The organism is Chromobacterium sp. Ag138, from assembly GCF_055181315.1.
Genome location: NZ_JBUPWA010000001.1, coordinates 4,118,457 through 4,138,699 on the forward strand (window position 1 = coordinate 4,118,457; position 20,243 = coordinate 4,138,699).

A 20,243-nucleotide genomic window follows, 5' to 3' on the forward strand; every position below is an offset into this window, starting at 1 on the left:
GCGGACGCGTTCGCCAAGCTCGCCGCCGGCTGGCGGCGCGAGGCCGAGCCGGCCTAGCCGACGCGCGCCGAGGCTGGGCCGGTGGACGGCTTGCGGCTACAATGGCGGGAATTGAGAATTCGAGACCTCCCCGCCATGAGCAACAAACGCCTGATCCACGGCTTCCACGCCATCAACGCCCGCCTGTGGCAGAACCCGAAAAGCCTGCTGGAAATCTGGCTGGCCGGCGGCCGCCACGACGCCCGCGCCAAGGCGGTGCTGGACAAGGCCGGCGCGGAGAACGTCAAGCTGCACATCGTCGACAAGGAGCGTCTGGACAGCATGAGCGGCAACGCCCGCCACCAGGGCGTGGTGGCGATGATAGACGCCAGCATGAACTACGTGGACCTGGACGACGTGCTGGAAAACCTGTCCGAGCCGCCGCTCTTGCTGATCCTGGACGGCGTTACCGATCCGCACAACCTGGGGGCCTGCCTGCGCGTCGCCGACGCGATGGGCGCGCACGCCGTCATCGCCCCCAAGGACCGCTCCGCCACGCTGAACGCCACCGTGTCCAAGGTGGCCTGCGGCGCGGCCGAGGTGGTGCCCTACATCACCGTCACCAATCTGGCGCGCACGCTGCGCGACCTGAAGGACGCGGGGGTGTGGATCGCCGGCACCACGATGGAAGCCGATACCGACCTTTACCACTTCGACGCCTCCGGCCCGCTGGCCTGGGTGATGGGCGCCGAGGGCGAGGGCATGCGCCGCCTGACGCGCGAGCACTGCGACGTGCTGGTGTCCATCCCGATGTTCGGCAGCGTGGAAAGCCTCAACGTGTCGGTGTCGTCCGGCATGGTGCTGTCGGAAAGCCGCCGCCAGCGGGTGCTGAAGACGCAGGGCTGATCGCCCCTCGCAGAAAAGGCCGCGCCAGCGGCCTTTTTCAATCCTGCCCGCCCAGCGTCTCCCGCGTCAGCGCCAGCCAGGCGCGGGCGGCGTGGGACAGATAGCCGCCGCGCTGCCAGATCAGCGCCAGGTGCCAGTACAGCTTGTTGTCGTATAGCGGCACCACGTCGAACAGCTGGCGGTCCAGCCGCTCTACGATGCTGCGCGGCAGCAGGGTGACGCCCAGGTTGGCGGCCACCAGCTCGACGATGAAGTCCCAGTGCGCGCTGCGGCCGACGATGTTGGGCGTTTTGCCCAGCTCGCGGAAGGCGTCGCCGACGCGGCGGCTGAGGGTGAAGTCGTCCGGATACAGCACCAGCGGCTGGTCGGCGATGTCGGCCAGCCGCACCAGCGATTTGTCGCGCCAGCGCGAGCCGGCCGGCGCCACCAGGCACAGCGGGTCGCGCACCACCGAGTAGTGCTCGAACAGCTGGCTGTCCACCGGCAGCACCGCCACGCCTATCTCCAGCTCGCCGCTCTTGATGCGGTTCTCGATCGCCAGCGCGCCGTCCTCCACCATCTTCAGCTCGATCTGCGGATAGCGGCGGCGGTAGCGGCTGACCACCGGGGCGAAGAAGGCGACGCCCACCATGGGCGGCAGCCCCACCACCAGTTCGCCGTGGCTGAGCGAGGCCAGGTCGGCCAGCTCGTGCTTGAGCTGGTTCATCGCCGACAGCACGTCCAGGCCGCGCTCGTAGGTGACGCGGCCGGCGTCGGTCAGGCGGAAGCTGCGGCCCTCGCGCAGGATCAGCGGCATGTCGAGCTCTTCCTCCAGCTGCTTCACCATCTTGCTGATCGTCGGCTGGGTGACGAACAGCGCGTCGGCGGCGCGGGTGAAGCTCTGGCATTTCACCAGTTCCACGAAATAGCGTAACGCGCGGATGTCCATTTGCATTCCTTGCTGGAATCGTCTTGATAATTTTAATTCATTTTTAGAATGCATGCCGGCTGGCTATACTCTGCTCAACTCCTAAGTTGATGGAAGCCAAGCATGGCCCGCCTGTTCCACCGCCTGTCGCAACCGCTGCAAACCTTTTTCCAGGTTCTGCTGCTGAGCCTGGTGTGGATGGCGGCCAGCCAGCTGAGCCATCGTTTCCTGCCGGCGGTGCCGGCCGGCGTGCTGGGCATGCTGCTGGTGCTGGCCGGGCTGTGGTCAGGCCTGCTGCCGGTGGATTGGTTCCGCCAGGGCGCGCGCTGGCTGCTGGCCGAGATGCTGCTGTTCTTCATCCCGGCCGTGGTGGCGGTGGTGCAGTACCCGGAAGTGATCCTGTCCGCCGGCGTCCGCCTGTTGCTGGTGATCGTCGCCTCCACCGCGCTGGTGATGGCGGCGACCGCGCTGGTCGTGGATCGCTGCTACCGGCTGGAAATCCGGCTGCGCCGCCGCGGCAGCAACCGCAAGGCGCAGATGAGGGCTGAAGTCCATGGAGCATGAGATTGCGTTGATCTCCTTCGTACTCACCGTGGTGTTGTACTGGGTGGTCAAGAAGTATTACCTGAAGACGCGCAGCTGGTGGAGCACGCCGATACTGGCGGTGCCGCTGCTGATCATCGGCCTGGTGGTGTTGGCGCGGGTGCCGTACCAGACCTACTTCGCCGATACGCGTTGGCTGACCTGGCTGTTGGGGCCGGCGACGGTGGCGTTCGCGGTGCCGATCTACGAGTACCGGGCGCTGATCCGCAGGCATTGGCTGTCATTGGGCTGCGGCGTATTGGCCGCGATTCCGGTGGCGGTGGCCAGTTCGGTGATGCTGGCGCGCTGGCTGGATCTGCCGGACTTGATGCAGAAAAGCCTGGCGCCCCGATCGATCAGCACGCCGTTCGCGCTGGCCGCGGCGCAGACGCTGGGCGGCTCGGCCGACCTGACCGCGCTGTTCGTGGTGGTGACCGGCGTATGCGGCATGATGCTGGGCCAATTGATGCTGGCGCTGCTGCCGATCCGCTCCAAGCTGGCGCGCGGCGCGCTGTTCGGCGCGGCGGCCCATGCGGCCGGCACTGCGAAGGCGAGCGAGTTAGGCGCCGAAGAAGGCGTGGTGGCCAGCCTGACGATGATGCTGGCCGGGGTGGCGACAGTGTTCGCCGCGCCCTTGATCAGCCACTGGCTGTAACGATTTTGTTGTGACCTGGCTGCCGTGGGGTGGTGGTCAGTGGGTTTCTCCTCTTCCCCAAACGAGCGTTGATTTAGGGCCGATCCTTGTTGGATCGGCCATTTTTTTTGGCTGCGTGGTCGTAATCCTGGCTGTGGCCGTGATTGTCCTGGCCGAACGGTGTGTGGCAGACGCAGGGCGCGCCCTCGGCCGCCTCCACCAGCGTCTGCAGGATGCCGCAATCGGCCGCCGCGCGGCTGTCGTGGCATTTGTCGCGCAAGGCCAGCAATTGCTGCTCCAGCAGCCGCAGCGCCTCCACTTGCTGGTGCACCTTGGCGATCTGCTGGTCGATCAGCAGATTGATGTCCTCGCAGTCGTGATCGTGGTCGGCTTTGAACGCGGCCAGGTTGCGGATGTCGGCCAGCGACATGCCCAGCGAGCGGCAGTGCAGGATGAAGTTCAGCTCGCCCAGCTGTTCCGCGGTATAGCGGCGGTAGCCGGAGCTTGAGCGTTGCGGCGCGGACAGCAGGCCTTCGCGCTCGTAATAACGGATGGTTTCCACCTCGCAGCCGGTCTGGCGGGCCAGTTCTCCGATCAACATGACGCTCTCCCGAAAGAAACGCTTGACCCTGTAGTGACTACAGGGTGTGCAATGTGCCCAGACTACCAATGGAGGTGCATATGTCAAGCGTGACGCGTTACCGCAAGGTCGTACCGCCGCATCAAAGCCATCAACACGCCCGCGGCGGCGATTGCTGTTCGGCCAAGGCCGAGGCGGCGCTGGCGCTGAAGGGCGCGGACCCGCACCCGCATGCCCATGGCGGCTGCGGCCGCGAGCACAAGCCGGGCGACAAGCACGGCCACGACCATCATCAGCACGATCACCAGCATCAGCATCAGCACCGGCACGGCGCTGGCTGCGGCCACGCGCATGATCACGAGCATGCCGGGCCGTCCCGGGTGCAACTGGGCGAGGGCAAGGGCGCGAAGCAGTCGCGGCTGCAGATCCAGGCGATGGATTGCCCGACCGAGGCCAGGCTGATCGAAAAGGCGCTGGGCGGGATGAGCGGCGTGGTGGCGCTGGAATTCAATTTCATCGAACGGGTGTTGCTGCTGCGCCACGACCTGCCGCATCTGGACGGCGTGAAAAGCGCCATCGCCAAGGTGGGCATGCAGGCGCGGGAGCTGGACGCCGACGCCAAGGTGTCCGCGCCTCAGGGCCATGGCCGCCGCGCCAACCTGCTGCTGGCGGCGTCCGGCCTGGCCGCCGCCGCGTCCGAGGGCATCGCCTGGAGCCTGGGCGACGGCCGGCTGGAAGTGGCGGCGCTGGCGCTGGCCTCCATCCTGCTGGGCGGCATTCCCACGTTGAAGAAGGGGTGGATCGCGCTGTCCACCCGCACGCTGAACATCCATTTCCTGATGTCGGTCGCCGTGATCGGCGCGATGCTGATCGGCCAGTGGCCGGAGGCGGCGATGGTGCTGTTCCTGTTCGCCATCGCCGAGCGGCTGGAGGCGATGTCGCTGGCCAGAGCCGGCGAGGCGGTGCGCGCGCTGATGGCGCTGGCGCCGGAAACCGCCTGGGTGGCCGACGGCGCCGGCTGGCGCGAGGCGCAGGCTGCCGAGGTGGCGGTGGGCAGCCGGGTGCGGGTGCGTCCCGGCGAGCGCGTGCCGCTGGACGGCCGCATCGCCGACGGCCACAGCAGCTTCAATGAGGCCAGCATCACCGGCGAGAGCCTGCCGGTCGACAAGGGGCCGCAGGACGCGGTGTTCGCCGGCAGCATCAACGGCAGCGGCGTGGTGGAGATCGAGACCACGGCGCCGGCGTCCGGCTCGGTGCTGGCGCGCATCATCGCCACCGTGCGCGACGCGCAGGCGTCCAAGGCGCCGACGCAGCGCTTCATCGACCGCTTCGCTGGGGTCTACACCCCGGTGGTGCTGGTTCTGGCCATGGCTTTCGCCGTCGCCGCGCCCTTGCTGGGCCTGATGGCCTGGCACCAGGCGATCTACAGCGCGCTGGTGATGCTGGTGATCGCCTGCCCGTGCGCGCTGGTGATCGCCACGCCGGTGACCGTGGTCAGCGCGCTGGCCTCGGCCGCGCGCCACGGCCTGCTGGTCAAGGGCGGCGCGCCGCTGGAGATGGCGGCCCGCATCGACACCGTCTGCCTGGACAAGACCGGCACGCTGACGCTGGGCGAGCCGCGGGTCACCCGCGTGGTGGCGCTGGGCGGCGGCGAGGAATCGACCGTGCTGGCGATGGCCGCCGCGCTGGACAGCCACTCCACCCACCCGCTGGCCAGGGCGGTGCTGGACGAGGCCGCGCGGCGCGGCATCGCCGTCCCGGCGGCCGAACAGGTCAGCGAATTGGTGGGCCGCGGCGTGCGCGGCCGGGTGGACGGCCGCGCGCTGCAGCTGGGCAGCCGCCGGCTGGCGGAAGAGCAGGGCGCGCTGACGCCGGCGCTGGCCGCCGAGCTGAGCCGGATGGCGGAGGCGGGCGAGGGCGCGCTGGTGCTGCTGGACGGCGAGCGGGCGCTGGGCGTGCTGGCGGTCGCCGACCAGGTACGGCCGGAAGCCGCGGCCACCATCGCCCGGCTGGGCGAGATGGGCGTGCGCGCGGTGATGCTCAGCGGCGACAGCCCGCAGGTGGCGGCCGCGGTGGCGGCGCAGACCGGCGTCTCCGCCGCCCACGGCGGCCTGCTGCCGCAGGACAAGCTGCGCTTCATCGAGCAATTGCAGGCCAGCGGCAAGGTGGCGATGGTGGGCGACGGCGTTAACGACGCGCCGGCGCTGGCCCGCGCCGACCTGGGCGTGGCGATGGGCGCCGCCGGATCGGACAGCGCGCTGGAGACCGCCGGGGTGGCGCTGATGGACGACAAGCTGTCGCGGCTGGCCGACCTGCTCGCCCACGCCCGCCGCACCGCGGCGGTGCTCAAGGTGAACATCGCGATCGCGCTGGGCATCAAGCTGGCGTTCTTCGGCCTGGCGCTGGCCGGCGTGGCCAGCCTGTGGATGGCGGTGTTCGCCGACGTCGGTACCAGCCTGATCGTGATCGCCAACGGCTTGCGGCTGGCGCGGCGGGTTTAAGGTCTGATCAAGCTTTTGATCGGCATCGGGCGTAGGCCTTGGAACGACCAAGGCCTGCGCCTTTCGCTTTGCATTCAGTCTTCAGGATGGCGTTGCGAAGTTCGGCAAAAGACTTTGAGCAGGCCCTAGGCGTAGGTGTCGATATTGCCGCCCTTGGCCTGTTGGCTGGCGGCCGGGGCGGCGGCTTGCTGCATCTTTTGCAGCGGGCTGAGATTCTGATTGCCGTGCTGTTGCTGAAACTGCTGCGCTCGAGCCTGTTGCTCCATCTGCGAGGCTTCGGCCGCCACCGCGCGGTCCTGGCCGGACGGGTCGGACGGCGCCAGCGCGGCGGCGCGCACCGCCTGGGCGTTCTGTATGGTTTCCTGCGGCGTGCTGCCCTGGCTCAGGCGGATCGGCACTTCGCCGCCTATCGCGTACTGTTTGCCGTCCGGCCCTTGTTGATAGGTGAAGCTGGCCGCGCCGGCCAGCGCGCCGCCGGCGGCCTGGTGCGCTGCCTCATGGCGGCGAACGTCGATGTCGCGCGATCTCAGGTCTTCCACTTCCTTCTGCTGTGCGTCGTTCAATGGCTTGCCATCGGGCCCTTTGGGCGCGGCGGCATCGGTCCGCTGAGAGGCTTGCGCGTTGCCGGAGCCATTCTGGCGGGAGGCATCGTTGCCGGTTTGGTCGCCGGCCGACGCGGGAGGCGCGGCGTTGGCGGTTTGCGGCTGAGAGGAAGAGGAGCCGGAAACGGGCGCAGCCTGCGAGCGCAAGGCTTGGCAGGCGGGGCACTGGCAATTGGCGCCATGCATGCTGAATCCGTAGCTGGAAGAGCCGCCGGCTACACTGGAAATGGACATGAAACGCGTTCCTCTGTCCATTCAGTATAGAAGCGCCTGCCCGCTATTCCAATCAGCGTGGCAGAATGTCCGCTTGTACACATGCGGGAGCAGACGATGAGCGAAGAGGCCCAGGGGCAAAGAGAGCTGGTGATGTCGGTGCTGATGACGCCGGACATGGCCAATTTTTCCGGCAATGTGCACGGCGGCGTGCTGCTGAAGTTGCTGGACCAGGTGGCCTATGCCTGCGCCAGCCGCTATGCCGGCTGTTACGTGGTGACGTTGTCGGTGGACCAGGTGCTGTTCAAGCAGCCGATACACGTCGGCGAGCTGGTGACCTTCCTGGCCAGCGTCAACCACGTCGGCCGCACCTCGATGGAGGTGGGCATCAAGGTGGTGGCGGAAAACATCCAGCAGCGCAGCCAGCGCCACACCAACAGCTGCTATTTCACCATGGTGGCCTATCAGGACGGCAAGCCGATGGCGGTGCCGACCCTGGTGCTGGAGACCGAGGAGCAGCGGCAGCGCTTTCGCGCCGCCGAAATGCGCAAGCAGTTGCGGATAGAGATGGATGCCAAGAAAAAGTCGCAGTGACGGCATCCATGATGGTTTGGGGGCTTGTTAGATTTCGTCCGGCGATTTGCAGCCGGCCGGGCGCAGCTCTACCTCGCTGATATTGGTTTTGCACTGCCAGTCGGCTTTTTCGCCGCGGACCAGCCGCACGAAGGGCTTTACCTCTTGCGCCAGGTTCTTTTTCAAGGCGGCCGGCGCATGTTCGATGTCGCACTGGATGCCGGCGGTGGCCAGAGAGTCGCCCAGCGTGCTCATGTCGCTGTGATTGCTAGGCTCGTCGCGCAGGCCAATCGGGCTGAGTATCGCGTCGGTCGAGCCGGCGCTCAGGATGGTTTTACCGTCGTTGAGGTGAATCTCGTAAGCGGTGCGAGCGGGCGATAGCTCGGCCAGCGCGGCGACCGCCTTGGTGCGCGCGGTGTAATTCTGGTACTGGGGAATGGCGATGGCGGCGAGAATGCCGAGCACGACGACGACTATCATCAATTCGATCAGCGTGAATCCCTGCTGTGCGGCGTGTTTCACGGAAAAGTCCTTTCTGTTTTGGCGAAGGGGCGCGGTCGGTTTCGGCAGCATGCCGCGTCGCGGGTAAGGCTATCAATTTGGCCTTTCCATGCTCAAGGCATAATTGGCATTTTATTGTCATTTGTCATGTTTCGCCCGCTGCTGTCGCCGGCGCGGCGCCTGCTCTACAATCGGCGGCTGATCCGCAGCCGGAACCGCCATGTACACCCTGATTCATCAAGATCCCCGCTTCTATCTCGTCGACAAGCATCCCGGCGTCGGTTTCCACCGCGAAGACGGCCAGCCCGGGCTGATGGACGCCCTGCGCGAGGGCTTGGGAGACGCCGCCTTGTGGCCGGTGCACCGCCTGGACCGCATCACGTCCGGCCTGATTCTGGTGGCGCGCTCGGCGGAGGCCGCGCGCGCGCTGGGCGAGGCGTTGGCCGGGCGGGAGATGGAGAAGTATTACCTGGCTTTATCGGACCGCAAGCCGCTGAAAAAGCAGGGCCGGGTGGCGGGTGACATGGCCAAGGGACGCGGCGGCGCCTGGCGCTTGACGGAGGGCAGGGAGAATCCGGCCGTCACGCAGTTTTTCAGTTTTTCGCTGGAGCCGGGGCTGAGGCTGTTTCTATTGCGGCCGCGCACCGGCAAGACGCATCAGCTGCGGGTGGCGATGAAGTCGCAGGGCGCGCCGATACTGGGCGACGCGCTGTACGGCGGCAGCGCGGCCGACCGCGGCTACCTGCATGCCTACGCGCTGCGTTTCGAGCTGGACGGCGAACGTTTCGCCTTCGTCTGCCCACCGACTGCGGGCGAGAAATTCGCCGGGGCGTCTTGCCGCGCCAGGCTTGAGGAACTGGGCGAGCCCTGGCGGCAACCCTGGCCGGGCGCCTGAGCGTTCAGCCCTTTAAGCGGCGACGGCGGGCTCGGGCTGGAAGCGGGCGATGCTGATCCGGTGCTTCAGGCACAGTTCGGCGAAGGCGCCGCCGGCCAGGTAGTCGAATTCGCGGCCGCGGCTGGCGGCGATGGGGTCGGAGGCGTCGGCGGCGGGCAGGCCCGGGTGGCACATGATCAGCGCCCGGTCCGGGAGCTTGGCCAGCCAGGCCTGCATCAGACCGGGGAAGTCGGCCTGCGGGCTCAGCGAATACATGCCGCCGAACCAGGGCGAGGTGGCGAAGCCGCGCTCGCGCGCTTGTTCGTCGAAATTGGTGCACACGCTGCGCAGCACCAGCGCCTTCAGCCGGTTGTCGCCCGGGTGGCCAAGGCGGTCCGGCGAGCGCAGGTAGGGCAGCGGATTCTGCTGCCAGCGCCGCAGAATGGCGTCGAACAGCGCGTCGCGTATCACCGGCAGCGCGTGCACGTGCTGATGGCCGTCGACGAAGTCAGGCAGCCGGCCGAAGTGGTCGGCGAAACGGTCGATCTGCGCCAGCGCCGCGTCGCGCAGCGTTGCCAGCGACAGCTGGCGCAGCTGGCTCTTCATCAGCCAGTGCGACAGCGGCTTGACCGGCGCGTCGAACGGATGGGTGAGGTTGAAATGCAGGCCGACGTCGACCCGCTCCGCCCGCGCCTTCAGTTCGCCGGCCAGCTCCGGCCAGCGCGGGGACTGGCTGAGCACGCTGGTGGCGGACAGGCGGCCGGCATCGATCAATTGCAGGATGCCGGCGCTGATGCTGCCGGACTGGGCGAAGTCATCGGCGCAGAGTGTCAATCGTTTCGTCATGCGCGGTAGGACTGTCGTCGATTCCAAAAGTTTTCCGTCGTCATCGCGACAACGTTAATTTGTTTGCGGCGCGGAGGCGAAGGCCCACAGCTTGCCGAGCAGGAAAGTGAGCGCCGCCACCGCGAACAGCACGATGGCCAGCGAGACGCGGTAATCCAGCGGCGTGAGGCGCAGCAGCGCGAAATACATGGCCTCGTTGACGCAGAAGCTCAGGCAGGACACGCCGAAGAAGCGCGGCAGCGCCTGGCGGTGCGGCACGTGGCCGGCATCGAAGGTGAAGCGGCGGTGGCCCCAGTAGCTGAGCTGGAAAGCGCCGAGGAAGCCCAGGACATTGGCGACGAGCGGCGGCACGCCCAGCGGCACCAGGGCCAGCGTCACCAGCGCGAAGTGCAGCAGCATCGCCGACACGCCGACGACGCCGAACCAGAACAGCTGCTTCTTCATGCGTCCTGCCCGTCCCTGCGCTTGGCGATGCGGCTGATCAAATAGGTGGGCCGGCCCTTGACCTCGTTGAAGATGCGGCCGACGTATTCGCCGAGTATGCCGATCGACAGCAGCTGCACGCCGCCTAGGAAGGTGACGGCGACCGCCAGCGTCGGCCAGCCGCTGACCGGGTTGCCGAACAGCAGCGTGTGCACCAGCTCCCAGATCGCGTAGCCGATCGACAGCAGCGAGATCGCGAAGCCGACCAGCGTCCAGATCCGCAGCGGCATATTGGAGAAGGCGGTGAGGCCGGTCAGGCCGAGGCCCAGCAGGCTGCGGAAGTTGAAGCTGCTTTTGCCGGCGCGGCGCTCCTGGGTTTGGGTTTCCATCGCCAGCTGGGTGAAGCCGACCCAGTTGTACAGGCCCTTCATGAAGCGGTTGCGCTCCGGCATCCGCCTGAGCGCTTCCAGGATGCTCTTGTCCAGCACGCGGAAATCCTGGGTGTTTTCCGGAATCTTCAACGGCGCGCCGGTGTTGAGCAGCGCGTAGAACACGCGGGTGAACGCGCGCTTGGCCAGCGTTTCGTTGTCGCGGTTGGCGCGCACGCTGTAGACCATGTCGTAGCCTTCGCGCCATTTGGCGAGGAACACCGGCACCATTTCCGGCGGGTGCTGGAAGTCGCCGTCTATCAGCACGGCGACGTCGCCGCTGATATTGTCGATGCCGGCGGTCAGCGCGATTTCCTTGCCGAAGTTGCGCGACAGCTGAATCACCGTCACCGGCAGGCGCTTGGCGGCTTCCAGCGCCTTGGGCACGGTGTCGTCGCGGCTGCCGTCGTCCACCACCACCAGCTCGTGGCGATAGCCGTGCTCGGACAGCAGCCGGTGCAGGGTTTCCAGCATCGGCGCGATATTGTCCGACTCGTTGTAGGCCGGGATCAGGCAGCTGACCAGCGGGTCGGCCGGGCGCTCGGCGGCGTGCAGCTCCAGCAGATAGGGAGGAACGAAATTGCGTGCGTCGGTCATGGCGGTTTGCGCTTTCACTGGGCCGCGGCCGGTTTCAGCAGCAGCATTCTGTCCTTCATCACCGGGAACTCCCCGGCCTTGACGTAGCCCGCGGCGATGGCCGGAGGCAGGCTGGCCAGGTCGCGCTGCTCGGTGACGATCCAGCTGCCCGGATGCGCGGCAAGCTGCGGGGCCAGCGCGTGGGCGTCGGCGGTGGTGCGCACCTTGCCCTGGCTGTAGAACTCGGCCGAGAACTCGCGGCGGCTGTCCCAGTAGAACAGCCTGGCCTGCTGCGCCGGCTGATGTTCGAGCCAAGCCGCGATCACCGGCTTCTGGGTGCGGAAGTAGCGGGCGCCGTCATGCCATTGCAGGCCGATGGCGGCCAGCACCAGCGAGCCGGAGGACAGCGCCAGCCACGGCAGCGCGCGGCCGGATCGCTCATGCCGGCCGCGATGCCACAGCTCGGCCATCAGCAGCGCCGCGCCGGGCAGCATCGGCAGCGAGTACGGGAAGATGATGTTGCCGGACATCGTGAAGAACAGCAGCGTCATCACCGTCCACAGCGAAACGTAGAGCAGCCAGCCGTCGTTTTCGCCGGCGCGGACGATGGCCGGCAGCCGGCGCGCGCGGCAGGCCAGCCAGGCCAGCATGGCGATGGACCACGGGAACAGCGCGCCCAAGGCGTACGGCCAGATCATGCCGCGCGGCGTGGCGTGGGCGAAGCCGTATTTGTCGCCCTTCCAGCCGGAGTCGAGGAAGCGGCTGACGTGCTCGCCCATGATGAAATAGTTGAGGAAGCCCGGCGTGCGGATTTCGGCCCACGCGTACCAAGGCAGGGCGATGGCCGCGGCCAAGAGCGTGCCGGAGATCCACGGCAGCTCGCGCCACAGCGCTTGCCATTGATTGCGGATCAGCACCCAGAAGAAGATCGGCATGCCCACCAGCACCACGGCCAGCGGACCCTTGGCCAACAGGCCCAGGCCCAGGCCGGCGAAAAAGGCGTAGCGCCAGACGCGGCCGCCGCCGTTCATCGCGTGCCAGAAAGCCACCTGGCTCAGCGTCACGCAGAACATCAGCGACGGGTCGGTCATCACCGTGCCGGCCGCGCCGTAGAACAGCAGGCCGCCGGCCAGCATCAGCGCGGCGGCCATCGCCGCGTCGCGTCCGGCGCGTCGCCGCATCAGGTCGGCCGTCAGCCACAGCACGCCGATGGCCAGCAGCAGCGCCGGCAGGCGGGCGGCGAATTCATTGACGCCGAACAGGCCCATGCTGGCCGCGGACAGCCAGGTGGACAGCGGCGGCTTGGCCCAGAACGGCACGCCGTAGTCGTGCAGCGGCGTCACCCAGTTGCCGGTTTCCAGCATCTTGCGGGCGATCTCGGCGTAGCGCGCCTCGGTGGTGTCGGTGAGCGGGATCGCCCACATCGCCAGCAGGCGGATCGCCAGCAGCGCCAGCAAGGCGTAGCCGGCCGCCTTCCGCCAGGAAGAAGTTGCAGCGGTATTCATCCGTAAACGTGTTTTCAAAACGGGGTAGAGGATCGGCGCAAGGCTATCACAGACCGGGAGCCGCGTCTGCCGTTCCGCCAGCGAAAACGCCGCCCGGAGGCGGCGTTGGCTTGGATGAGGCAAGCGGCGGATCAGCGGCCGTGCATCATCTTCTTCAGCACGGTGGACAGCCCGAACAGCACCAGCGAGCTGGCGCCGGCCATCATCACGAACAGCATGAAGAAATCGTGCAGATTGGTGACCGCGTAGCCGAGGAAGTGCGGCACCGGCTTGGCCGGGTCCGGATACAGTTCCGACAGCGTGCCGGCGAACTTGTTGGCGGCGGCGTTGGACAGGAACCAGATGCCCATCATCAGGCTGGTGAAGCGGGCGGGGGACAGTTTCACCACCAACGACAGGCCGATCGGCGACAGGCTCAGTTCGCCGAAGGTGTGCAGCACGTACAGGCTGACCAGCCACAGCATGCTGACCTTGACGCCGGGTGCCAGGCCGTCGACGCCGAAGGCGATCACCAGGTAGCCGAGCGCGAGGAAGAACAGGCCCAAGGCCATCTTGGCCGGCGACGACGGCTCCAGGCCCCGGGCGCCGAGCTTGGTCCAGATCCAGGCGAAGACCGGCGCGAACAGCACCACCGACACCGGGTTCAGCGACTGGAAGTAAGACGCGGGCACGGTGAAGCCCAACAGGTTGCGGTTGGTCTGCTCTTCGGCGAAGAAGGTCAGCGAGGCGCCGGCCTGCTCGAAGGCGGACCAGAAGAAGATCACGAAGGCGGACACGATCAGGATCACCGCCAGGCGCTGCTTCTCGATGCCGGTCAGCGGCGCGTGCACCACTTTCTCGCCGCTGTCGTGATGGCGCTTGGGCGCCAGGCCGATCGGCTTGCCTTCCGGCGTCACCAGATATTTGTTCTTGAACAGGGTGAACACGACCAGGGACAGCAGCATGCCGAAGCCGGCGGCCATGAAGCCCCATTTGAAGTCGCCCGGATTGCCGGTGTCGCCCAGGGTGCCGCAGACCAGCGGCGCGATCAGCGAGCCGGTGTTGATGCCCATGTAGAAGATGGTGAAGGCGGAGTCCACGCGCTTGTCGCCCGGGGCGTACAGCTGGCCCACCATCGACGAGATGTTCGGTTTGAACAGGCCGTTGCCGGCGATCAGCATGCCCAGGCCGCCATACAGCAGCCAGGAAGCGGCGGCGACGTTGGTGTCATGCAGCGATCCGGAGAAGAACAGCATGAATTGGCCGATGGCCATCAGCACGCCGCCTGCCAGGATGGAGCGGCGGTTGCCCCAGTAGCGGTCGGCGATGTAGCCGCCGATCAGCGGGGTGAAATAGACCAGGCCGGTATAGGTGCCATAGATGTCCGAAGCATGGGCCTTGTCGAACAGCAGCGCCTTGATCATGTACAGCGTGAAGATGGCGCGCATGCCGTAGTAGCTGAAGCGCTCCCACATCTCCGTCACAAAGAGCAGATAAAGCCCCTTGGGATGCGATTGTGTAGACATAAGGGTTCCTTCGAGTGACTTGAGATATCACCAGCAACGAGCGGTGTTTTTTGTTTTTTATGCACGCCTTGGATTTTGTAGGCAGCGCAAGATCATATCGATTAAATGTTGAGATGTGAAAATTTTTTTGAAGCCATATCAATTACGTTGTAATAAATAGAGCAAATGCTTTTCTTTATTGATGATTTTTTGCGAGCCAATACTCTAAGTTTTATGAGTTTATTGCATAGTGGTTATTGTTTATTGTATGCAAGTCAATATCATGATGATTCCTGTTAGATCTTGATTGTTGTGCAGTCTGACAATTTTGGCCTATCTTGAGGTTGCGCCCGCGTCCGGGCGACCGTGCAACTGCCTCAAGGTGTGGCGATGAACATCGAACCCCATGCTGGCCAGGCGCTGACTCATCTCAACGGCCTGCGCCCCAACTGGTACACCGTCGACATCATCCTGACGTTCGACTTTCCGCGCGCCTGATCTCCTCCGGCAAACATTCCCTATTTGTTTCGACCGCATGACGGCCCGCCGCCGCCTTGTCCGCTTTTTCGCGGACGGCGCGGCCGCGCCGAGGAGAAGACCATGGCACGACGCATTCCCGAACCTTTTCGCATCAAGATGGTGGAGCCGATACGGCAAACCACGCCGTCAGAGCGTCGCCGGGCGCTGGCCGACGCCGGCTGGAATCCCTTCCTGTTGAAAGCCGAGGATGTCTATATCGATCTGCTGACCGACAGCGGCACCGGCGCGATGTCAGATCGCCAATGGGCCGGCCTGATGATGGGCGACGAGGCCTATGCCGGCAGCCGCAATTTCCTGCGCCTGGCCGACACGGTGCGGGAGCTGTTCGGCTACGCGCACACCATCCCCACCCACCAGGGACGCGGCGCGGAGCAGATCCTGTTTCCGGAACTGGTGAAGCGTTGCCGGGGCGCGCGGCCGGTGTTCCTGTCCAACTACCATTTCGACACCACCAAGGCCCATGTCGAGCTGGCCGGCGCCCGCGCCGTGAACGTGCTGACGCCGCAAGCGCTGGACACCGGCACGGCGTACGACTGGAAGGGGGACTTCGATCTGGCGCGGCTGGGCGAGATCATCGCGGCCGAGGGCGACAACGTCGCCGCCGTCATCGTCACCATCACCTGCAACAGCGCCGGCGGCCAGCCGGTGTCGATGGCCAATATCCGCGCGGCCAGCGAGATGGCCCGTTCGCGCGGCATTCCGGTGGTGATAGACGCCGCCCGCTTCGCCGAGAACGCCTGGTTCATCCGCGAGCGCGATCCGGCCTATGCCGGCGCTTCCATGCCGGCCATCGCGCGCGAGATGTTCGGCCACGGCGACATGTTCACGATGTCGGCCAAGAAGGATGGGCTGGTCAATATCGGCGGCCTGTGCTGCTTCAAGGACGACGAGGCGCTGTTTCGCGCGGTGCAGGTACGCTGCGTGCCGATGGAGGGTTTCGTCACCTATGGCGGCCTGGCGGGCCGCGACATGGAGGCGCTGGCGATAGGATTGAGGGAAGGGCTGGACGACGCTTTCCTGGACTACCGCATCGGCCAGGTGGCCTACCTGGGCGAGCGGCTGCGCGAAGGCGGGGTGCCGATCCAGTATCCGACCGGCGGCCATGCCGTTTTCGTCGACGCCGCGCGCCTGTTGCCGCACATTCCGGCCGGTCAGTTTCCCGCGCACGCGCTGGCTTGCGAGCTGTATCTGGAAGGCGGCGTCCGGGCGGTGGAGATCGGTTCGCTGCTGCTGGGCCGCAACCCGCAGACCGGCCTGCAGGAACCATCGCCGTTCGAGCTGATGCGTCTGACGATACCGCGCCGGGTGTACACCAACGATCACATGGACTACATCGCCGACTGCCTGATCGAGGTGAAACAGCGCGCGGCCGAGGTGAGAGGACTGGCCTTCGACTACGAGCCGCCGATACTGCGGCACTTCACCGCGCGGCTGCGGCCGGCGTAGCGCCTGCGGGCGGGAGGAAGCTGGGCGTCCGCCTCCCGCGCGTGGCAGGCGTCTACGCCTTGCTTGCCTGCCATTGGGCCGCCTGTTCGGTGGCGCGCAGCAGGGCCGGCCGGTTTTTCAGGCCATCCCAGTAAGCGACCAGCTCGGGCCAGCCGCGCATGCTGCCGAACTCGATGCCATAGCCTATCGTGCGGCCGACATACACGTCGGCCGCGCTGAAGCGGTCTCCAGCGAGGTAGCGGCGGCCGGCCACCGCCTTGGCCAGCGCATTCATCGTCGCTTCGTAGGAACCGTAGCCGAACATGCGCTGCTGCTCCTGAGTGGGCGTGAAGCCGGCCGCCTGGTTGGTCCAGGCCTGTTCCACGCAGCTGGCGGCGAAAAACAGCCAGCGATAATAATCGCCGCGTTCGGCGGGCGCGGGGGCCAGCCCGGCCTCGGGAAAGGCGTCGGCCAGATAGGCGCAGATGGCCGCGCCTTCGGTGACGACCTGATCGCCATGGCGGATGGCCGGCACCTTGCCCATCGGATTGATGGCCAGATACTCCGGCGCCTTCATCGACGCGCCGTATTCCAGCAGCACCGGGCGGTAGGGCGCGCCCACTTCCTCCAGCATCCAATGCACGATATTGCCCCGCGATTGCGGGTTGGTATAGAAGACAAGCTCTTTCGACATGATCTTCGGCCTTTCTGTACGGTGGTTGCGGCAAGGACATGGACGGCGGAGCGCCAGTTTTCGCCCGGCCAGGCTATGCATGATGAATGCCTTGCGGATGGCGGGCAAGCGGTTTGCGCGCCTGGGCGGAGAGGCGCCCAGGCTGATTCCGGATCGGGATGGGTGGAGCCGGCGTCAGCCGGCGAAAGCCGGTTTGCGGATGCGCATCACGAAGGTGCAATCGCCGATCACGTTGTAGAAGTTCTGCACCGCCATGGTGATATCGCCTTCTGCGAGTTGGCCGCTGTTGAAGCGGCTGGCCCAAGGCTCCAGTATTTTCACGTCCGACGACTCCATCGTCCAATCCACGCCGAGGTAAACGCCCAGAGGCGTGGAAGCCCCGCCTTCCGCCATGCTTTGCCGGTTCAGCTCTTGATTGAACATCTGCAGACCCATGGCGGTGATGGGCCGCACATGGGTGGGGTCGGCCAGATAATTGTCGCTGCGCGGGTGCGGCACGGTGATGGTGACGCGAGCGTCCGGCGCGCACACCCGGTACAGCTCCTTGATGATGCCAAGGTAGATGTCGGTGCTGGCCCCCAGGTGCTCCAGCACATGGCTCATCACGATCTCGTCCACCGATCCATCAGCCCAGGGCCAGGGGAATTGTTCCAGGTCGACCACCTGATCTGGCTGGCAGGCGGCTTGAGAATCGACGTTGACGAAGCCGGGCCGCTGGTCGTGGCCGCAGCCGAGGTTGAGTTTGAGCATGGAGACGTGGCATCAATGAGGATCAAGAGTGCAGTGTAGTGGCTTGCCCATTTCGGCAACAAGTGTCATGCAGGGCTTGCTCAGCCACGGTTTGGCCTCATGTTGTTTTGAAAGGCCGATTTCGCTGCTAGAGGAAGAGCATGTTCGAACGTTTGCGACAAATGCTGGAGGCGGGCCAAGCCCGCTTCCGGGTGATAGAACATCCAGCCGAGGGCAATTCGCACAAGGTGGCGGAGATACGCGGCACCGAGGTGGGGCAGGGCGCCAAGGCGATGCTGTGCAAGGTGGCGGATGCGCCTGGCCAGTTCGTGCTGGCGGTGCTGCCTGGCGACGAGCGGGTGGATTTCGCCAAGGTGGCCGCGGCCGTCGGCACGCGCAAGGTGAAGCTGGCCGACGCGTCCGACGCCGAGGCCGCCACCGGCTGCGTGATCGGCTCCATCCCGCCGTTCAGCTTCGATCCGGCTATCCGCCTGGTGGTGGACCCGCAGCTGCTGGCGCGCTACCGGGAGATCGCGTTCAACGCCGGCCGGCTGGACGCGTCCATCGTGCTGGACGGCGACGATTACCGCCGTCTGGCGCAACCGCTGCTGGCCGACATCCGCAAGGAGAGCGCTTGATGGCGGGCGCGAGCGAGCCGCTGGCCGGCTATGCGCGGGCGATCATGGGCGGCGCCGGCGCGGAGCGCATCGTCGGCCGCGAGGATAGGCAGGATAGCTGGCGCGAGGCCGATTGCGATGTGACGCTGCGGGAGCGCGTGTACCGTTTCGACAACGGCGTGGCGATCCGCCGCAGCATCGAGGTGGACGATTATCCCAGCGAATTGGCCTGCGCCGAGAGCTGGATCAGCTATGAAGTGCTGGAGCTGGGCGGCTCACCGGGTATAGAGCCGATGCGCAAAAGCTTCGACAACGGCTGCCGCGAGGCTTTCTGGCTGCGCTATCACTCGGACGCCGCCATCTGAGCCAGGGCTTGCTCAGGCTGAGGGTGCCAGCCACGCTTTGCCGAAGTCCATCCAGCCGCACTGCGCCAGCGTGACGCCCCGCACTTGCGGCGAAAACTCCATCGTCTGCTGGTGGTGCCGCAGCGGAATCAAGCTGGCTTCCTCCACCAGCGCGCGCGCCAGCGTCTCATAGCCTCGCCACCGCCGTTCCGCGTCGGCTTCCACCGCTAAGTTTTTTGCCGCCAGCCGCATTCTTTGCCGGGCATCCGCTTCCAGCCAGCAGTGGTAGCCGGCATCCTGGCACAGCCATTGATAGACGCCGAAATCCACGTCGTCGCCCATCACCTCGCCGGTCAGCAGCAGGTCCGCGTCATCCCGCCAGTCGTAGCGGGCGAAATCGGGATAGGACATGACGGTCAGCGCGGTCCGGCAGCCGGCGTCGCGCAAGCGGCGCGCCACGGCCTCCGCCAGCTCGATATGGGCCGGCAGTTGGTAGGTGACCAGCCGCAGCGTCGGCGGCAGGCGCGGAGGCTGCGGCTGGATGGGCGCCGGGCGGTGCCGCCATTGCGGCAGCATGCCCAGCGCCGGCTCGTCGGCAAGCGCGGCTTGCCAGACGGTTGGGTGCAGCCAGTCGGCCAGCGCCCGCCGTTGAACAGAGTCCAGCCGGGCCGGGTTCGCAGCCAGATAGCTGCAGCCGGCCTCCAGTTGGCGCAGCGATGGCCGGACGGCGGGCTCATCCGGGTGGCAGAAGCGGGCGTCCAGCCGCGCCCGCACCTCCGGGTCGTCCACCACCCAGATATCCACGGCGTCCAAGAGCGGCCTTTCTTTCCAGTGGCGGTCGAAGGCGCGCAGCGTGGCGCGGTAGTCGTTGTTGGCTTCCAGCTTGAACGCGCCGGTGCCGATGGGGAAGCGGCCGAAGTCGGTTTGCGGCCAGCATTCGCGCGGCAGGATGGAGGCGGCGCTGTCGGCCAGCCGCCGCGGCAGCAGGGCGTCGGGGCGGGCCAGGCGGATGTCGACGGTCAGCGACGCGGGCAGGCTGGCGTTTTCCAGATGGGACAGCAGGCCCTGGTGCGGACCCGCCTCGTCGCGCAGCCGCAGCAGGGTCTGGCGCACGTCTTCGCCATCCAGCGCGCGGCCATGGTGGAAGGCGACGCCGGGGCGCAGATGGAAGCGCCAGTTCCGCCATGCGCCGTCATGGCTCCAGTGGTGGGCCAGCGCCGGGACGATTTGCCCCAGGGCGCGGTCATAGCGGGTCAGACCGTCGAAGATTTGGCGGATCAGGTGGCATTCGGTGCGGCGATTGATCCGGACCGGGTCCAGGCTGTGCAGCGGCCGGTAGAAGGGCAGGCGCAGCGTTTGCGGTTCGGCCGGCGGGACGCCGAGATAAGCGGGCAGCAGCTCGGCCACTTGGCGGCGGGCGGCGGTGGGCAGAAAGCGCATCGCCTTTTCGATGTCGCCAGCGGCCAGGTGGCCGCGCACCGCTTCCGTTTCCAGCTGGCCTGCCGGCGCGAGCAGGCGCAGCCGCGACGCATGGCCGCGCCCCTGGCCGGGCAGCCATCGCAGCCAGCCGTTTGCCGCCATGCTCTGCATCAGTTCGCGGGCATGGCGCGGGCTGCAATGCAGGGCGGCTGCGATGTCTGCCAGCCGCGCCGGGCCGTCGTGCGCGGGGAAAGCCAGGCTCAGGCGCTGGTAGTGTTGGAGCAGGCGCATAAAAGGAGAGGAATGGTTTTGATTTGTTCCGTTTTTGTCTCCGCTTTTGTGCCGGATACTGCCGCTTCTG

At 66.5% G+C, this 20,243-nt stretch carries 21 protein-coding genes; 9 read left to right on the forward strand and 12 right to left on the reverse strand.

Annotation, left to right across the window (positions count from 1 at the left end):
- Positions 1-135: 135 nt before the first annotated feature.
- Entirely contained in the window at positions 136-885 is a 750-nt protein-coding gene (gene rlmB, locus ACY3GB_RS19340) for a 23S rRNA (guanosine(2251)-2'-O)-methyltransferase RlmB (protein ID WP_046157559.1), read from the forward strand.
- 37 nt (positions 886-922) lie between these two features.
- Here the strand turns inward: rlmB and ACY3GB_RS19345 are convergent, their stop codons facing one another.
- Positions 923-1,813: a LysR family transcriptional regulator gene (locus ACY3GB_RS19345; protein WP_463090161.1), complete on the reverse strand. Its 891-nt coding sequence runs from the start codon at positions 1,811-1,813 to the stop codon at positions 923-925.
- A 102-nt stretch (positions 1,814-1,915) separates the two neighbouring features.
- Between ACY3GB_RS19345 and ACY3GB_RS19350 the strand changes: the two genes are divergently transcribed.
- Complete coding sequence (locus tag ACY3GB_RS19350) at positions 1,916-2,356, forward strand: CidA/LrgA family protein (RefSeq protein WP_463090162.1); 441 nt, start codon at positions 1,916-1,918, stop codon at positions 2,354-2,356.
- Positions 2,346-3,029 carry an LrgB family protein gene (locus ACY3GB_RS19355; RefSeq protein WP_463090164.1) on the forward strand — a complete coding sequence of 228 codons (684 nt, stop codon included), beginning with the start codon at positions 2,346-2,348 and terminating at the stop codon, positions 3,027-3,029. The genes ACY3GB_RS19350 and ACY3GB_RS19355 overlap by 11 nt, the downstream gene beginning before the upstream one ends.
- 73 nt (positions 3,030-3,102) lie before the next feature.
- Here the strand turns inward: ACY3GB_RS19355 and ACY3GB_RS19360 are convergent, their stop codons facing one another.
- Positions 3,103-3,609: a Cd(II)/Pb(II)-responsive transcriptional regulator gene (locus tag ACY3GB_RS19360; protein WP_463090165.1), complete on the reverse strand. Its 507-nt coding sequence runs from the start codon at positions 3,607-3,609 to the stop codon at positions 3,103-3,105.
- A gap of 80 nt (positions 3,610-3,689) precedes the next feature.
- On the opposite strand from ACY3GB_RS19360, the gene ACY3GB_RS19365 reads away from it, so the two are divergent.
- Positions 3,690-6,089, forward strand: coding sequence for a heavy metal translocating P-type ATPase (locus ACY3GB_RS19365; RefSeq protein ID WP_463090166.1), 2,400 nt, complete (start codon positions 3,690-3,692; stop codon positions 6,087-6,089).
- A gap of 125 nt (positions 6,090-6,214) precedes the next feature.
- On the opposite strand, the gene ACY3GB_RS19370 is transcribed toward ACY3GB_RS19365, so the two are convergent.
- Positions 6,215-6,925, reverse strand: a complete 711-nt coding sequence (locus ACY3GB_RS19370; protein WP_463090167.1) for a putative metalloprotease CJM1_0395 family protein — start codon at positions 6,923-6,925, stop codon at positions 6,215-6,217.
- A gap of 96 nt (positions 6,926-7,021) precedes the next feature.
- On the opposite strand from ACY3GB_RS19370, the gene ACY3GB_RS19375 reads away from it, so the two are divergent.
- The gene (locus ACY3GB_RS19375) at positions 7,022-7,498 is read left to right on the forward strand and encodes an acyl-CoA thioesterase (RefSeq protein ID WP_021478145.1); all 477 of its coding nucleotides are present in this window, start codon (positions 7,022-7,024) and stop codon (positions 7,496-7,498) included.
- A 27-nt stretch (positions 7,499-7,525) separates the two neighbouring features.
- On the opposite strand, the gene ACY3GB_RS19380 is transcribed toward ACY3GB_RS19375, so the two are convergent.
- On the reverse strand, positions 7,526-7,999 hold the full coding sequence (locus ACY3GB_RS19380; RefSeq protein ID WP_463090168.1) for a pilin: 474 nt from the start codon (positions 7,997-7,999) through the stop codon (positions 7,526-7,528).
- Between the two features lie 199 nt (positions 8,000-8,198).
- Between ACY3GB_RS19380 and ACY3GB_RS19385 the strand changes: the two genes are divergently transcribed.
- Positions 8,199-8,873 (forward strand): TIGR01621 family pseudouridine synthase, encoded by a 675-nt coding sequence (locus ACY3GB_RS19385; RefSeq protein WP_463090169.1) that lies wholly within the window; start codon positions 8,199-8,201, stop codon positions 8,871-8,873.
- A gap of 12 nt (positions 8,874-8,885) precedes the next feature.
- Here the strand turns inward: ACY3GB_RS19385 and ACY3GB_RS19390 are convergent, their stop codons facing one another.
- The 5 genes from ACY3GB_RS19390 to ACY3GB_RS19410 all read right to left on the reverse strand — a co-directional run bounded on the left by ACY3GB_RS19390 (position 8,886) and on the right by ACY3GB_RS19410 (position 14,135).
- The gene (locus tag ACY3GB_RS19390) at positions 8,886-9,698 is read right to left on the reverse strand and encodes a ChbG/HpnK family deacetylase (protein ID WP_463090170.1); all 813 of its coding nucleotides are present in this window, start codon (positions 9,696-9,698) and stop codon (positions 8,886-8,888) included.
- 54 nt (positions 9,699-9,752) lie between these two features.
- Positions 9,753-10,142: a GtrA family protein gene (locus tag ACY3GB_RS19395; protein WP_463090171.1), complete on the reverse strand. Its 390-nt coding sequence runs from the start codon at positions 10,140-10,142 to the stop codon at positions 9,753-9,755.
- The gene (locus ACY3GB_RS19400; RefSeq protein ID WP_463090172.1) at positions 10,139-11,146 is read right to left on the reverse strand and encodes a glycosyltransferase family 2 protein; all 1,008 of its coding nucleotides are present in this window, start codon (positions 11,144-11,146) and stop codon (positions 10,139-10,141) included. Before ACY3GB_RS19400 ends, ACY3GB_RS19395 begins: the two co-directional genes overlap by 4 nt.
- Before the next feature lie 14 nt (positions 11,147-11,160).
- Positions 11,161-12,630 (reverse strand): ArnT family glycosyltransferase, encoded by a 1,470-nt coding sequence (locus ACY3GB_RS19405; protein ID WP_463090173.1) that lies wholly within the window; start codon positions 12,628-12,630, stop codon positions 11,161-11,163.
- A 131-nt stretch (positions 12,631-12,761) separates the two neighbouring features.
- A complete protein-coding gene (locus ACY3GB_RS19410) occupies positions 12,762-14,135 on the reverse strand; it encodes a peptide MFS transporter (protein WP_463090174.1) in 1,374 nt (457 codons plus the stop codon).
- A gap of 579 nt (positions 14,136-14,714) precedes the next feature.
- Between ACY3GB_RS19410 and ACY3GB_RS19415 the strand changes: the two genes are divergently transcribed.
- On the forward strand, positions 14,715-16,100 hold the full coding sequence (locus tag ACY3GB_RS19415; protein ID WP_463090175.1) for a tryptophanase: 1,386 nt from the start codon (positions 14,715-14,717) through the stop codon (positions 16,098-16,100).
- Positions 16,101-16,152: 52 nt separating this feature from the next.
- Here the strand turns inward: ACY3GB_RS19415 and ACY3GB_RS19420 are convergent, their stop codons facing one another.
- Together ACY3GB_RS19420 and ACY3GB_RS19425 are read right to left on the reverse strand one after the other, a co-directional pair.
- Positions 16,153-16,773 carry a glutathione S-transferase family protein gene (locus ACY3GB_RS19420; protein ID WP_463090176.1) on the reverse strand — a complete coding sequence of 207 codons (621 nt, stop codon included), beginning with the start codon at positions 16,771-16,773 and terminating at the stop codon, positions 16,153-16,155.
- Between the two features lie 174 nt (positions 16,774-16,947).
- A complete protein-coding gene (locus tag ACY3GB_RS19425; protein ID WP_463090177.1) occupies positions 16,948-17,523 on the reverse strand; it encodes a class I SAM-dependent methyltransferase in 576 nt (191 codons plus the stop codon).
- A gap of 140 nt (positions 17,524-17,663) precedes the next feature.
- Here ACY3GB_RS19425 and ACY3GB_RS19430 point away from each other — a divergent pair, with 140 nt between their 5' ends.
- Both ACY3GB_RS19430 and ACY3GB_RS19435 read left to right on the forward strand, forming a co-directional pair.
- Complete coding sequence (locus ACY3GB_RS19430; RefSeq protein WP_463090178.1) at positions 17,664-18,140, forward strand: YbaK/prolyl-tRNA synthetase associated domain-containing protein; 477 nt, start codon at positions 17,664-17,666, stop codon at positions 18,138-18,140.
- Positions 18,140-18,484, forward strand: a complete 345-nt coding sequence (locus ACY3GB_RS19435; RefSeq protein WP_463090179.1) for a hypothetical protein — start codon at positions 18,140-18,142, stop codon at positions 18,482-18,484. The genes ACY3GB_RS19430 and ACY3GB_RS19435 overlap by 1 nt, the downstream gene beginning before the upstream one ends.
- Positions 18,485-18,496: 12 nt before the next feature.
- Here ACY3GB_RS19435 and ACY3GB_RS19440 read toward each other — a convergent pair whose 3' ends face one another.
- Positions 18,497-20,173 carry an ABC transporter substrate-binding protein gene (locus tag ACY3GB_RS19440; RefSeq protein WP_463090180.1) on the reverse strand — a complete coding sequence of 559 codons (1,677 nt, stop codon included), beginning with the start codon at positions 20,171-20,173 and terminating at the stop codon, positions 18,497-18,499.
- Positions 20,174-20,243: the final 70 nt, after the last annotated feature.

Coding starts and splice junctions, on each gene's coding strand:
- rlmB (WP_046157559.1), top strand. CDS start 136: ATGAGCAACAAACGCCTGATCCACGGCTTCCACGCCATCAACGCCCGC.
- ACY3GB_RS19345 (WP_463090161.1), bottom strand. CDS start 1,813: ATGGACATCCGCGCGTTACGCTATTTCGTGGAACTGGTGAAATGCCAG.
- ACY3GB_RS19350 (WP_463090162.1), top strand. CDS start 1,916: ATGGCCCGCCTGTTCCACCGCCTGTCGCAACCGCTGCAAACCTTTTTC.
- ACY3GB_RS19355 (WP_463090164.1), top strand. CDS start 2,346: ATGGAGCATGAGATTGCGTTGATCTCCTTCGTACTCACCGTGGTGTTG.
- ACY3GB_RS19360 (WP_463090165.1), bottom strand. CDS start 3,609: ATGTTGATCGGAGAACTGGCCCGCCAGACCGGCTGCGAGGTGGAAACC.
- ACY3GB_RS19365 (WP_463090166.1), top strand. CDS start 3,690: ATGTCAAGCGTGACGCGTTACCGCAAGGTCGTACCGCCGCATCAAAGC.
- ACY3GB_RS19370 (WP_463090167.1), bottom strand. CDS start 6,925: ATGTCCATTTCCAGTGTAGCCGGCGGCTCTTCCAGCTACGGATTCAGC.
- ACY3GB_RS19375 (WP_021478145.1), top strand. CDS start 7,022: ATGAGCGAAGAGGCCCAGGGGCAAAGAGAGCTGGTGATGTCGGTGCTG.
- ACY3GB_RS19385 (WP_463090169.1), top strand. CDS start 8,199: ATGTACACCCTGATTCATCAAGATCCCCGCTTCTATCTCGTCGACAAG.
- ACY3GB_RS19390 (WP_463090170.1), bottom strand. CDS start 9,698: ATGACGAAACGATTGACACTCTGCGCCGATGACTTCGCCCAGTCCGGC.
- ACY3GB_RS19395 (WP_463090171.1), bottom strand. CDS start 10,142: ATGAAGAAGCAGCTGTTCTGGTTCGGCGTCGTCGGCGTGTCGGCGATG.
- ACY3GB_RS19400 (WP_463090172.1), bottom strand. CDS start 11,146: ATGACCGACGCACGCAATTTCGTTCCTCCCTATCTGCTGGAGCTGCAC.
- ACY3GB_RS19405 (WP_463090173.1), bottom strand. CDS start 12,630: ATGAATACCGCTGCAACTTCTTCCTGGCGGAAGGCGGCCGGCTACGCC.
- ACY3GB_RS19410 (WP_463090174.1), bottom strand. CDS start 14,135: ATGTCTACACAATCGCATCCCAAGGGGCTTTATCTGCTCTTTGTGACG.
- ACY3GB_RS19415 (WP_463090175.1), top strand. CDS start 14,715: ATGGCACGACGCATTCCCGAACCTTTTCGCATCAAGATGGTGGAGCCG.
- ACY3GB_RS19420 (WP_463090176.1), bottom strand. CDS start 16,773: ATGTCGAAAGAGCTTGTCTTCTATACCAACCCGCAATCGCGGGGCAAT.
- ACY3GB_RS19425 (WP_463090177.1), bottom strand. CDS start 17,523: ATGCTCAAACTCAACCTCGGCTGCGGCCACGACCAGCGGCCCGGCTTC.
- ACY3GB_RS19430 (WP_463090178.1), top strand. CDS start 17,664: ATGTTCGAACGTTTGCGACAAATGCTGGAGGCGGGCCAAGCCCGCTTC.
- ACY3GB_RS19435 (WP_463090179.1), top strand. CDS start 18,140: ATGGCGGGCGCGAGCGAGCCGCTGGCCGGCTATGCGCGGGCGATCATG.
- ACY3GB_RS19440 (WP_463090180.1), bottom strand. CDS start 20,173: ATGCGCCTGCTCCAACACTACCAGCGCCTGAGCCTGGCTTTCCCCGCG.